This window comes from Anabaena sp. FACHB-1237 (assembly GCF_014696225.1).
Classification (GTDB): domain Bacteria; phylum Cyanobacteriota; class Cyanobacteriia; order Cyanobacteriales; family Nostocaceae; genus FACHB-1237.
On record NZ_JACJPV010000006.1, the window covers coordinates 100,071 to 114,017 of the forward strand.

Here is a 13,947-nt window from a genome sequence, read left to right on the forward strand (position 1 = left end):
CAAGTCTTGAGCTATAAATCAGCATAAATTGCCAGGGTGATTTTGGCAAATTTTTGTGGTCAGGTCAGCTAAAAAGCAAATTTTCCTCCATCTATATCTACTTTACCCAAAATACACTTAATTGGGATCAAATTGCAGTGCAATTGGAATTTATTGCCAAAATTTGACTTTTCGGGGCAAATAGCTGTTTAGTTGCTATCGGAAATATTGTAAATATCATGGTTCAACTATGTTAAAGATGATGTTAAAAATCATGGTCAATAAATTTTATTTGATTTAATATATGGGATCTGTGAGATTACTAGTAAAATTCGGGTTAAAGAGAAAATCACTAGCCATATATCCAAATAATAACCTAGAAATTAGCATTTAGTAAGCATCTCATCAAATCCTGTTTTGTGGATATTGCTCCAGAAAAATTAAGATAAATTTAAGTATTGTCTGAGTAATTTTCATATTTTTACTGATATGTCAGATCCAAATTTTGGCTTTTGTCCGGTAATCATACAACTTGAGTAAAATTTTCGTCAATTTTAGGATATCATATTAAACTTTACTAAACTTTGATCAAAGGCTATGTTAATTAAGATACTGTAAATTAAGAGTTTAGAAATTCAATACTTGGATATTAATAGTTTTTTAGATTAATCAACAGCTTTATCTAGTATTATCAAAAACAACAGAATTTATTGTGGTGTTTCAATTCCATGAGGAGTGAGTAGTATGGATTTACGTAAAGAAGCGTTAAAAATTCTACAAGAAACTAGTAGAACTTTTTATATACCTATTAGTATGTTACCATCTGAATTACAACGGGCTGTAACATCGGCATATTTATGTATGCGTGCCATTGATGAAATTGAGGATGATAGTCAATTAGATAATCGCACTAAAAGCAAGTTACTTAGAAACATTAGCCGCACTTTGCAAACGGGAGGAGATGGTTTTGCGTTAAATGCGTTTTCTTCTGGGTTTATAGGTTATGAAAATTCTTTACCAGAAGTGAGTTTACGAGTACGGGAATGGTCTATTCTTGCTCCTGAAAGTATAGCACCAAGAATTTGGGATGCAACGGCAGCAATGGCTGATCGAATGGCTGATTGGGCAGAAACAAACTGGAATATACAAACAGAAGCGGATTTAGATAGATATACTTTCAGTGTAGCTGGTGCGGTAGGTTTATTACTTTCTGATTTGTGGGCGTGGTATGATGGTACACAAACCAATAGATCACAAGCCATAGGTTTTGGTAGAGGTTTACAAGCGGTGAACATTTTACGTAATCATACAGAAGATTTGCATAGGGGCGTAGATTTTTTCCCCACTGGTTGGACTCCTCAAATGTTACATGAGTATGCAAACCGTAATTTGTCGCTAGGAGATGCTTATACAAATTCCTTGCCTTATGGGCCAGCTTTAATGTTTTGTCAAATTCCATTAGCTTTAGCAAAAGGTACATTAGATGCTTTAGCTAGTGGCAAAGATAAGTTAAGTCGTAGTGATGTGTATGCACTACTGCAAAAAATTGAGGGAGTTGGGAGTAGGGAGTAGGATATATTTATCAATTGTCAATTGTCAATTATCAATTAAATTGTGTGGGAGAATATTTTATGAAAACAACTTTATTTCTCAGTCCTCCATCATTTGATGGTTTTGATGGTGGTGCGGGAGCGCGTTATCAAGCCAAGAGAGAAATTACATCCTTTTGGTATCCAACTTGGTTAGCACAACCAGCAGCATTAGTTCCTGGAAGTCGTTTGGTGGATGCACCTCCCCATGATCAAAATGTGGATGATGTGTTAAAAATTGCCAAGGATTATGAGTTAATTATTATGCACACTAGCACACCTTCCTTAAAGAATGATGTGAAATGTGCAGAAGCAATAAAAGCCCAAAATTCATCGGTAAAAATTGGTTTTGTGGGGGCGCACGTTGCAGTTTTACCAGAGGAAACTTTGCGGGAAAATCAGGTAATTGATTTTGTATGTCGTAATGAATTTGATTACACTTGTAAAGAGTTAGCGGAAGGAAAAAATTGGGAGGAAATTACAGGTTTAAGTTATCGAGATCATTTGGGACATATTCGCCATAATGAAGAACGTGCTTTAATTCATGATTGGGATGCTATGCCTAGTGTATTTCCAGTGTATGCTAGGGATTTGGATATTAGTAAATATTTTATTGGCTATTTACAACATCCTTATATTTCATTTTATACCGGGCGAGGTTGTCCAGCAAAATGTACATTTTGTTTGTGGCCGCAGACTATTGGTGGTCATTTATATCGCCATAAAAGTCCTGATGCTGTGGGTAGAGAAATGGCTGAAGCTAAGGAATTATTTGGGGATAAAGTACGGGAATATATGTTTGATGATGATACTTTTACCATAGATAAACATCGAGCGATCGCCATTAGTAAACATTTGAAGAAGCTAAATATTACCTGGAGTTGTAACGCCAGAGCAAATTTAGATTATGACACTTTAAAAGTTTTAAGAGATAACGGGTTAAGGTTATTATTAGTAGGTTTTGAATCAGGAAATCAGGCAATTCTCAATAATATCAAAAAAGGTATTAAACTAGAAACTGCCAGAGAATTTATGAAAAATTGCCATAAATTAGGAATTACTGTGCATGGTACATTTATTATTGGTTTACCAATAGAAACTAAGGAAACTGTAGAAGAAACAATTCGCTTTGCTTGCGAATTAAGTCCCCATACAATTCAAGTTTCTATAGCTGCACCTTATCCTGGCACAGAATTATATGAACAAGCGCAAGCAAATGGTTGGTTTAGTAGTAATTCCTTAGTAGCAACCTCAGGGATTCAAACATCAACATTACAATATTCTAATCTTTCCAGTGCGGAAATTGAAGATGCAGTGGAAAAGATGTATCGTAAGTTTTATTTCCGTCCAAAAGCCATTATTCCCATTGTGAGGGAAATGATTACTGATAGACAAATGTTAGTACGTCGTTTGCGAGAAGGTGGAGAGTTTTTCTCCTATTTAAAAGAGCGTCGTACCCAAGCGAAAAGTAAACAGACTGCGGTAGTTTAAAGATTTTAGACTTTAGATTTTAGATGATACAAAGTCTAAAGTCCAATACTATCAATAACGCCTAAATTTTCATACAAAGTATCATAAAAAGTATCATAAAAATTCATTATCTAACCATGATCTAACATTTACATGATTCCATATTTATAGAATTATTAATAAAAAAATCAATAAATATTATATAATGATAAATAGCTTAATATTAAGTACCACTGTCAAAAATTGGAGATATAGATATGGTACAGCAACTTATACCAAAAGTAAAAGCAGAAATCATCTACCCTGATAGCGATGGAAAACCAATGGCAGAAAATACAGAACATTATGAATGGATAGTCAAAATCAAAGAAAATTTAGAAATATTATTTGTTCCTGAAAACAATGTTTTCATCGCAGGTGATTTACTTTGGTATCCTGTTGAGGGAAGTGTAAAAACCTGTCAAGCACCTGATGTAATGGTGATTTTTGGTAGGCCAAAAGGTAGAAGAGGTTCTTATAAACAATGGGAAGAAAATAATATTGCTCCCCAGGTAGTATTTGAAATTCAATCTCCAGTAAATCGTAGTCAAGAAATGGCCAAAAAACTGCTTTTTTATCAACGTCATGGAGTAGAAGAGTACTATATTTATAATCCAGAGAAAATCGAATTAACAGGATTTATTCTTCAAGAAGAATGGTTAGAAGAAATTGAAGAAATTAATGGTTGGGTAAGTCCCCGTTTAGGAATACGTTTTGAATTAACATCAGATAATTTGGAAATTTATTATCCTGACGGTAAAAAGTTTCTCACATCTTTGGAATTAAATGAACGAGCAGAACAGGAATATCAACGAGCAGAACAGGAATATCAACGAGCAGAACAGGAACGTCAACGAGCAGAACAGGAACGTCAAAATTATCAAGACTTATTAGCAAAATTGCAAGCTAAAGGAATTGATATCAATACACTTTAAAAATGAGATCCCCGATTTCTGGAATTGGGGATCTAGTCAAGGATCTACCACAGAGATATGAAAGATGTCTGATTAGAAATTCTGATGGTTTTTATTTTCAGTGTATTTACTGCTATAATATAAGTCATTGGCAAATTCAATGTAAAAATACAGCAAAGGTTGATATTGATGTTTTAGCATTTGTCACAGGAGCAGATGTAGTTATGGTTGTTACAACTGGAGAATTTACAAAAGATTCTTATCAATATGCGTATAGAATGATGGATGTATCTCGCTACTATACGATTTTGTTACAAAAAAATGATATTGAATCTATCAAGAAAGATAAAACAAATATTGCACAAATTCTTGATAGAAAAGCTAGAAGAGTATTTGCTAAAAAAGAACTTGATACAGCAGTTTCCGTTATTATGAGGTACAGATGTTAATGATAAAACCCTTGTAACACAGGCATACTTCGACAAGCTCAGTACAAGTCTTGCTGTGTTCATAGTGTATCTCATGTAGATAGAATGTACTGTATCTCAGATGAGGAGTTAAATGATATTGAACAGGAAGAAAATCTAATAGATGAAGCTATAGAAGATGAGTAAAATTTTTTCCGATTTCCATAGTTAAATAACATTGAATTTACTCCTATGAATAAACCCTATTTTTTAATTATTAACGCTGATGATTTTGGTTTTTCTGATAGTGTCAACACTGCTATTGTTCAAGCACATACTCAGGGAATTTTAACCAGCACTAGTTTAATGGTAACTGGAAATGCGGCTGATAATGCCATTTCTCTAGCTAAAAATTACCCCAATTTAGGAGTAGGTTTACATCTGGTTTTAGTCTGTGGTAAATCAGTTTTACCTCCTACTAAAATTCCCCATCTAGTAGACTTTCAAGGTAATTTCTCTGATGATCCTACTCAAGCAGGTTTACACTATCAATTTAATCAAAATGCCCAACAAGAATTACGTTTAGAAATTCGCGCACAATTAGAAAGATTCCGCGATTCTGGCTTACAATTATCCCATGTGGATGGACATTTACACCTTCATGTACATCCAGTAATTTTAAACATTTTAACTGAGTTAGCACCAGAATTTAATATTAAATATATTCGTTTACCATCGGAAGAATTATCTAAAAATCTGAAAATTGACAAAAGTAATTTGGTTAATAAAATGCTCTGGTTTTTGGTTTTTGGACAATTACGACGTTATGGAGAAAAGTTATTAACGAACCATAATATTAACTTTGCAAATCGCGTTTATGGATTATTACAAACTGGAAATATTAATGAAAATTATTTACTAGGTTTAATTCCTCAAATAAATGCAGAATTAGTAGAAATTTATGCTCATCCTGATACGGAAAATACTAATATTAATCCCGGTGGTACAACCGAATTAGCAGCTTTATTAAGTGAAAAAGTTAAGGAAAAGTTAACAGCAAGTGATTTTCAACTAATTAATTATCATCAAATACCTCACTAGTATCATAAATCACAGACCTGTTAAAATTATTTAATAAATTTATACATTTTGATACACACAATTGAGGATAATTGTGATATTGTTGACTGTAAACATATAAACATATTTGGATAAATAAACACAAGGATCTATTTATGACCACACAAATTTCATTTCCTGCTAAATTTGATAATTTATCTGACGATGATCAAAAGTTAGCTAAGGAATTGATGAAGTCAATTTTACAAGCCGAGGAAGCAACTGATATTTTATTAGATTTATTAGGTAGTAAAGAACTAGATTCAGATTTACCAAAATTTAGAGAAAATTGTAAAAAACATCTTGATAATAAATTTAATTTAGGAACTGCTAATTTAGCAACTATCTCAGCATTACCAATGAATAGTACAGGTGCAAGTGATGATCATGTTCCACCTCCACCTCCACCTGCTCCTATAGCTGCTATACCAATGGTACAATTTATTGTAGAACGAGCTAAAGCTATTCAAGATAGGACCAAAAATAGGTGTAAGCAAATTTGTCAACATGATTCAACTTCCAAAGAATGTATAGATTGTCAACGTATTTTAGGTCAACAATAGGTCAACAAGAGAAACTACAATACTAGTTAAATCATAAAGTCCATGAATCCATATCAAAACCAGCAACAACCTAATACAAATAAATCATCTGGTATTCAAAATAATTCTGTTTCTGAAGAATTACCAGATGTCCAGAAAATACGTGAACAGTTTTCAGAAATAGCTAATACTTCTGATCCTCTAACTCGTGAATATAAGTTTTCATTGTTAGAAAATGAAGCTCAAAAATTAGGAATATCATCAGAAAATTACCGTCGTTTGTTTGAAACCTATTTACAAAACAAAATACATATTCCCCAATATCCACAAAAGTGGTGGTTATTAACAGCATGGATAAGTTGGTTGATTAAATTTCCCAAGAAGAGAAAAGTAGGAACAACTATCTTGTTAACATTACTAGAAAAAGGGGTATTAATTAGTTTAATAGTATCTTTAGTAAGTTATTATCAAGAAGCACCAAAAAGAAAACAACAAGCTCATTATCAAGCGTGGGAAATAATTAACGGTGCTAAGGATCAAAGTGGTAGTGGTGGCAGAATTGAAGCATTACAAGAACTCAATAAGGATGGAGTTAGTTTGCGCTATGTAATTCTTAATAATGCTGATTTAAGTGGTATAAGTTTGAATAATGCTTTTTTAATTGATGCTAATTTTCAAAACTCCAAATTAACCTGTATAACACGAGATAATGGTAAAGAAGAATGTACAAAAATTCTTAATACGAATTTGTCTTATAGCAATTTACAAGGAGCAGAGTTATATAATGCTGATTTCCAAAAATCTAACTTTTTTAAAGCAAAAATGCAAGGTGCTAAATTAAGAGATACAAAACTTAAAGGAGCAGATTTTGAAAAAGCTGAATTACAAGGTGCAAATTTTCCAGGTGCAGATTTAGAAGGTGCTAATTTTAAAGGTGCTATAATATGTGGTGACGTTTTTGATAAATCTACAGAATCTAAAAAAATAACTTGCGCTAATTTTATGGGAGCGAAAAGTTTAACTGCTACCCAAATTAAATCTGCTAAAAATTGGCAAAATGCCTGTTATGATTTACGATTAAGAAAAGAACTCAATCTACCAGGTGATAACCCTCCAGAGTGTTACAAAAAATAGTTTATTAACTATTAGTGATGATAATAAAACATTTACTAATATTCTCGTCACTAAAAAGGGACTATTCCTACTTTTTATCCAGACGCAATTCCTGAGTTTCACAAAACGCCCTGATGTCAAAGTTAGGATCTAAATAAATAGAGAGTAGGGTGCGTCAGACATTAAAAGTCTGTTTATTTACATGATTTATGCAGTCTGACGCACCCTACCAATGTGCCAGTTGTGTAAGTCCTGACTAGTAGAACTTCAGTAAATCTAAAACTTGACGAATAATTTAGTTATACTCAACAGATGATATTTAGCAATTACGGAATTTTTATCCCAAAAATCTGTTATATTGTGCATCAAACCGTATAGAATCTAAAGATAAAGGGATTATTGATATCTGATCTACCCTATTAAGATAAAAATACATAAATACCATAATTGTAACTATATATCATTATTATGACTAAATTTAAAAAGTATCAACACAAAAAAACTTGGCTAGAAAAATTAATTGCTATCCTTGCTACTATTAATTTAGGTTTAATTGCATTTGATTTAAGTTATGTATCAGGAAGGGATTTTTATTTTCGCAATTTAACTTATATCACTATAATATATGATCCGATTAAAGGAATTGAATCTCATAGAGATACACAGAAATATTTGCAATCAGTAACAGCATTAGAAAAACAAGTAAGTGAAACAGGTTTAAATTCTCCACAAGTACAAACTGAATTAGAAAAAATGCGGAATTTAAGTGTGGAAATGATTAATAGTAACCCTTTTGCGGGAGTAGGAAAAACGGGAACTTTGGAAAAAATTAAAAACCGAATGCGGGAACATATTAAAGTAGAATCTTCAAAACAGGCTTTTAAAGATTTTTGGAGTTTTGAGTATTTATCTCAGCAAGGTTGGAATAAGGAAATTGATTTTTTTAATGCAAGTATTCGTCCTTTACTTGCTAGTAATTATTATCGCCAATTAGGAGAAAATGGGGATTTTGTAGATAATTTTTGGTTAATTGATTTACCCTTTTTAATATTATTTGCTATAGAATTATTATCGAGAATATCTTTAATTAAATTACAAAATCGTCAATTGACATGGTTGGAGGCAATTTTATGGCGATGGTATGATTTATTTTTGCTATTACCTGTAATTAGATGGATGAGAATTTTACCAGTAATCATTAGATTAGATCAGGCACAATTATTAGATTTACATTTGGTTTATAAACAAATTCATCAAGGAATTGTGGCTAATTTCGCGGAGGAAATTACGGAGATTGTAGTAGTCAGAGTAATTAATCAAATTCAAGGTTCTATCAGGCGTGGAGAGATGACAAAATGGTTATTACAGTCAGAAAATGTTAAGGAGTATGTTGATATTAATAATGTTAATGAAATTGAAGCGATCGCTGGTTTATTAGTTCAAACTATAGTTAATCAAGTATTACCAAAAATCCAACCAGAACTTAAAAACATTTTAAGTCATAACCTAGATGTTGCTTGTCAACAAATACCGGGATATAATAACCTATTAAAATTACCAGGAATAGGCAACGCCCAAACGCAAATTAATCAACAATTAGCAAATCAAATTACCACTAACATTTACGCAGTCTTAAAAAGTGCTATTCAAGATCCTGTAGGTGCTAAATTAGTGACTCAACTATTGGAAAAATTCACAACTACTCTAACCTCAGAAATACAAGAAAAACAAGTATTAACAGAAGTTCAGAATTTACTAAACGACTTTTTAGAAGAAATGAAAATTAACTATGTACAAAAATTATCCCAAGAAGAGATAGAACAAATTATCCAACAAACTAGAGACATGAAAATAGAACCATCCAGTAGTTTAGTTGTCAGAAAATAAACATAGAAATCCTAAGCATTCAGCAGTTAGCTATGTCATACTAGCAATATTTTCTCATATAAAATCAGTGCAAAAATAAGATAAGCTGATGTGCAACTAAACTGTATAACCACAAAACCTAAAATTACAGTGTAGGCATCTTGCTTGCATCCATATTAAAGAAGCACAACAGCTTACTAAATTGAGGATAACAAATGGAAAACATAAAACTTTTTGGAATGCCAGCAGAAAAAGGGAGATGGTTGCTTATTCCCTTGAGTGCAATTGTGTTACTTTGTCTGGGTACTGTGTACTCATGGAGTATTTTTAGAAAACCCTTAGAAAAATTATTGAGTATTAATGCCACAGAAAGCCTCTTACCTTTTACAGTCTTGTTAGTGCTATTTGCCATCTTAATGCCTATTACTGGATTTTGTATTAATCGTTTTGGTACTCGAATTGTTACTGCCCTTGGTGGAGTAATTATGGGTTTAGGTTACATTTCATCTAGTATAGATGGAAATTTACAAACATTGACTTTTACCTATGGTGTCATAGCAGGTATAGGTGTAGGTATAACCTATGGTGTACCCATAGCAGTAATAGCTAAATGGTTTCCTGATAAAAAAGGTGTTGCGGTGGGTTTAACCGTCATTGGTTTTGGACTTTCTCCTTTAATTACAGCACCTTTAGCAAAGTCTTTAATTGATAGCTATGGAGTACGGCAGACTTTTATTATTTTAGGTGTGGTTTTTACCGCTATTATTGTACTCATCTCCACTGTGTTGAAAGCACCACCAGCACAATGGCAACCCGCAGGTTGGACTCCAGCATCTTTAGCTAATAATACATCTACTAACACTCAAGAATCAATCTTTCAAAATCCGGCATTTTATGGACTATGGTTATGTTACACCATCGGCACTTTCGCAGGACTAGCTGCCATTGGTATTTCTAGCCCTTTAGCCCAGGAAATTGTCAAATTAGATGCGGCTACCGCAGCAAGTAGTGTCTCCTTATTTGCGATATTTAATGCTTTAGGTCGTTTATTTTTTGGTTGGTTTACGGATCGTTTTAGTCCTAAATTAGCGGCAATTGTATCTTTTACAATGGTACTTGTGGCTTCTTTAATTATGCTAAAAACTGGTGAAGGTGCGGTAATGAGTTATTTATTGGCATTTTCACTATTTTACTTCTCTTTTGGTGGATGGTTAGCGATCGCTCCCACAACTACCTTAATTTTGTTTTCATCCGCAGACTACGCCAAAAATTATGGTATCGTTTTTACCGCCTATGGTGCAGGTGCTTTAGGTGGAACTTTATTAGCGGGTAGAATTAGAGACATATTCGGTAGTTATACTGTTTTCTTCTATCCTACCGCTGCCTTAGCGATATTAGGCATCATCCTAGCTGTATTTATGCTAAAACGGAGTTTTTCCGATTCTATTCTTAGTCAAGTTTAGATAGATCCCCGACTTCCAAATATAGTATCATGATTTATTTATGAGATTAAATAAGAAGTTGGGGATTTTTGGATCTTTAATTATTCTTTCAAAGCATTTCTAGCTAGTTTAGCATAGGTTTTTACAGTTTCATAAGGTATTTCTAAATCCGTAGCTATATCTATTAAGGATTCACCCATTTCGCGTCTAGCTAAAATAGTTGCCCATGTAGAAGCAGTTTTTTCTGCCCTTTCTCCTCCTTGACGTTTCTTTTGTACTTTAAATAATTCTGTTAACTCAGAAATACGCTCCCCTAACAAATTAGTTATTACCTCGGATGTTTTTGGTACAGATTCAACCCAGTTTAATCGAGTTTGTCCCAATCCAAAAGTAGTTTTATGACCTGTACCACAATAGGGAGCAAGTTTAACTAAAGCATAAAATAACTTAGTAAAATCAGGATTTTCTAAAGCCTTTTGATTTAAACTTAAAGACATTGCACCCATAAACCCAGTTACAGAACCGCGTTTACCTGCGGCCACCTTAGCTGAATCTAAATGAAACTGGTTAATAATAATACCTTTGTCTATCCATTCTAAAAACGCATCTTGTTCTACAGACATCCCAGAAAAATCATTCCAGCGTCGTAAATAACTATGAAAAAGGTTGACAGGAACGGGTAAAGGGAAATGATGACCTTGACGACGAAAACTGGTAGGAGAGATAAAACTGAGTTTTACATCTCTGTTTTTACCGCTATATTGTTGTAATAGGTGCGAGTAAGTAGTGGGAGCATGGGCAATATTAACATTTTTAATTTGCAAAGGTGCATTTCTAACTTCTACAGTGGCAGGTAAATTATTCAACCAATGTTGAAAAAACTCTGCCACAGGTTGGGTTAAGGCGTTGATGTGCCATTGATAGATTTGATGGGCTTGTAGTTGTAATTGTGTACCTGTGGGAACAAGTTGACCTGCCAACCCAGAGATATTAAAAGGTTTTTCCGATTCGCCATCATGCAAATATGCTGACAGGTCGGGATTATATTGACGTACTTGATTGAGAAACCAAGCATGAAGAGCGATGGTATATTGGGCATATAAGGAAGTGGTGCTAGTAGATTCCAATTCCAAGACTAACCCGACTAATTGGGTATCATTAGACCAGGTGAGGTTTTGGGGTTTGGTGGTTTTGGCCATAAGATTGCAGAGATAGATGGATAATGCAAGTATGAATTGCTCTCACGCAGAGATGGAGCATGAGCGATCGCATCTATAATTGTAATCTATTTCCGTCCCCTTGGGGGGATTTCTTGGGGAATAATTGGGCGTTGCTGAACTCAGGTATGAAATTGACAAATTCAAAATTGGAAACCTTGCACCTTTGCGCCTCACGTAAGTGCTTATCTTCTCTGATATGCAAAATAAATATCATAATCACACCCCAATTCAGCAACGCCTGAAAAAGAATCTGAAACCCTTAACTTGTCTAGCTGAAAACCTAATTTCCTAAGATGTCTAATAAAAAAGGTTTGGTGATTAACCAAACCTTAACTTAAATCCAGTGCATAACAACATCCCAAATTAATTTAACCTGTAGATGATATGATCACATCTACCTATGGTATATGTACAAAGCTGGGAGTTTCTGCATCCATTAGGTGAAAATTATCGTAGGGACAATTCATGAATTGTCCCTACAAAGGTTTGGTGGTTATATCTGGTGGTAACTAATGTAGAGACATTCTATAGAACATCTCTACAATTTAAACAGCGCACATTTAATTTTCACTCCCATACCTAATATGTAGATAAATGAAGAAAATTAGCTAATTTATAGGTTATTCTTGCTCCTACATTAGCATCCCATTCATCATCACCAACTTCACAAACATCAAAACCAATAATTTCCCGGCCACTTTTAACCACTTCTCTAAATAAACAATATACCTGTTCTAATTCTAATCCTCCTGGAACTGGTGTACCAGTGTGGGGACAAAGTTTAGGATCTAAACCATCTACATCAAAACTGATATATACTTTTTCTGGTAAGTTGCTAACTATTTCTTGACATTGTTCCAACCAAGATTTTCCAGCGTATAATTGTTGTTTAATTTGTGCATCATAATAGGCAATTATTCTATTATTAGACTCATTAATCATCTGTACTTCTTCATGGCAAATATCCCGCAAACCCACCTGTACTAATTTAGTAATTTGGGGAATTTTCATGGCATTAAACATAATTGAAGCATGGGAAAATTCAAATCCTTCATAGGCATTACGTAAATCTGCATGGGCATCAATATGTAAAATGCCAAAGTCATTATATTTGCTAGATAAGGCTTGGAAACAACCTAGAGGTACACTATGATCTCCACCAATTACTGCGATTTTCTTACCTAAATTTAGGGCAGTTTCACAGTGTTTAAAGACATATTCATTTAATAATTTAGAACCATGATTAACGATAAAAATCGAATCTCGTAAATCTTGAGAATTTTCAACTTTTATACCTATGGCTAGATTTTCAATAACTTTTGTGGCTTGTTCACGATAGTATTCATTGCTTTCTAACATTTCTTGGGCATATCCTTTAAGAAATATTCCTTGTTGCCAACCATCGGGATAATCAAAATCAAATAAGTCTATTTGTAGGGAAGCGTCTAATATTTGTTGTGGTGCTTGTGCTGTTCCTTGATGATAGGAAACTGTGGCTTCCCAGGGTACGCTAATAATAATTAATTTGGCTGTTTCGTAGGTAAATGGTAAGCCCATAAAGTTACCATTGTCTACTGCAATATCATTAGGGTTATAGTTTTCTAAGGGATTATTCATATTATTAGTTGTGGATAATTAGGGTTTGGTGATTGATTTGATGAGCTATTTGTTAGTTATTTGTTAGTTATTTGTTAGTTGTTTGTTTTGATGTTAATTCCCATTGATTTTAATACAGCATATTTAGTTTATTTAAGGTAAATGGCAGAATACCTACTCTACTATTTACTATATAATTCAATGGGAAAATTTGATATGTGATTTAGTTAAGGGGGTTGCCATTTAAGGTATTAGGATCTATGGGTTCTCCAGTAAATCGGGAATATTTTACCATATTGGATGGGGGAAAATCGGATATGGCTACCATTCCTTTAAGACTATTTTCAAAGTACATAACTCCACCAATGCTGTTTTTAACCATAAAAGTTCCATGAATAAAGTTGTATTCAGGTATGAGAATTAAACGTAGGTTATGGGAATCTTCGTTCAGCATTTGTCTACTCAGTACTGGTACTACTTGTTCTATTAATGAATGGGTGGTACGTTCTCCTAACTTGGTAAACTCTTCATAATCTGTGAAGTTATCCATGTAGAAACCCCATACTTTAGATAGGTCTTTCTCGTTGTACAGTCTGGATTTTAGTTCTCTAAATCTGCTAGTTTTAAACATTGGTTATTACTCTTGAGACG

General features: G+C 33.5%; 12 protein-coding genes. 9 read left to right on the top strand and 3 right to left on the bottom strand.

Features of this window, described 5'->3' with window-relative positions:
• The first annotated feature begins 723 nt into the window (after window positions 1–723).
• The 9 genes from H6F32_RS04800 (at window position 724) to H6F32_RS04840 (ending at window position 10,501) form a co-directional block, all read left to right on the top strand.
• Window positions 724–1,551 (top strand): squalene/phytoene synthase family protein, encoded by an 828-nt coding sequence (locus H6F32_RS04800; RefSeq protein WP_190368197.1) that lies wholly within the window; start codon window positions 724–726, stop codon window positions 1,549–1,551.
• Between the two features lie 59 nt (window positions 1,552–1,610).
• Window positions 1,611–3,059 (top strand): hopanoid biosynthesis associated radical SAM protein HpnJ, encoded by a 1,449-nt coding sequence (hpnJ, locus tag H6F32_RS04805; RefSeq protein WP_190368198.1) that lies wholly within the window; start codon window positions 1,611–1,613, stop codon window positions 3,057–3,059.
• A gap of 236 nt (window positions 3,060–3,295) precedes the next feature.
• Window positions 3,296–4,012 carry a Uma2 family endonuclease gene (locus H6F32_RS04810; protein ID WP_190368199.1) on the top strand — a complete coding sequence of 239 codons (717 nt, stop codon included), beginning with the start codon at window positions 3,296–3,298 and terminating at the stop codon, window positions 4,010–4,012.
• A gap of 2 nt (window positions 4,013–4,014) precedes the next feature.
• Window positions 4,015–4,440 (top strand): restriction endonuclease, encoded by a 426-nt coding sequence (locus tag H6F32_RS04815; protein ID WP_242031050.1) that lies wholly within the window; start codon window positions 4,015–4,017, stop codon window positions 4,438–4,440.
• Between the two features lie 210 nt (window positions 4,441–4,650).
• A complete protein-coding gene (hpnK, locus tag H6F32_RS04820) occupies window positions 4,651–5,499 on the top strand; it encodes a hopanoid biosynthesis-associated protein HpnK (protein ID WP_190368200.1) in 849 nt (282 codons plus the stop codon).
• Window positions 5,500–5,633: 134 nt separating this feature from the next.
• A complete protein-coding gene (locus H6F32_RS04825) occupies window positions 5,634–6,080 on the top strand; it encodes a hypothetical protein (protein WP_190368201.1) in 447 nt (148 codons plus the stop codon).
• 42 nt (window positions 6,081–6,122) lie between these two features.
• The gene (locus H6F32_RS04830; RefSeq protein ID WP_190368202.1) at window positions 6,123–7,193 is read left to right on the top strand and encodes a pentapeptide repeat-containing protein; all 1,071 of its coding nucleotides are present in this window, start codon (window positions 6,123–6,125) and stop codon (window positions 7,191–7,193) included.
• 447 nt (window positions 7,194–7,640) lie between these two features.
• Window positions 7,641–9,059, top strand: a complete 1,419-nt coding sequence (locus tag H6F32_RS04835) for a hypothetical protein (RefSeq protein ID WP_190368203.1) — start codon at window positions 7,641–7,643, stop codon at window positions 9,057–9,059.
• A 194-nt stretch (window positions 9,060–9,253) separates the two neighbouring features.
• Entirely contained in the window at window positions 9,254–10,501 is a 1,248-nt protein-coding gene (locus H6F32_RS04840) for an OFA family MFS transporter (protein ID WP_190368204.1), read from the top strand.
• 80 nt (window positions 10,502–10,581) lie between these two features.
• On the opposite strand, the gene cas6 is transcribed toward H6F32_RS04840, so the two are convergent.
• From cas6 to H6F32_RS04855, 3 genes are all read right to left on the bottom strand, one after another.
• Complete coding sequence (gene cas6, locus H6F32_RS04845; RefSeq protein WP_190368205.1) at window positions 10,582–11,679, bottom strand: CRISPR-associated endoribonuclease Cas6; 1,098 nt, start codon at window positions 11,677–11,679, stop codon at window positions 10,582–10,584.
• A 600-nt stretch (window positions 11,680–12,279) separates the two neighbouring features.
• Window positions 12,280–13,317, bottom strand: coding sequence for an agmatinase family protein (locus H6F32_RS04850; protein WP_190368206.1), 1,038 nt, complete (start codon window positions 13,315–13,317; stop codon window positions 12,280–12,282).
• Window positions 13,318–13,519: 202 nt separating this feature from the next.
• Window positions 13,520–13,927, bottom strand: coding sequence for a hypothetical protein (locus tag H6F32_RS04855; RefSeq protein WP_190368207.1), 408 nt, complete (start codon window positions 13,925–13,927; stop codon window positions 13,520–13,522).
• Between the last annotated feature and the right edge of the window lie 20 nt (window positions 13,928–13,947).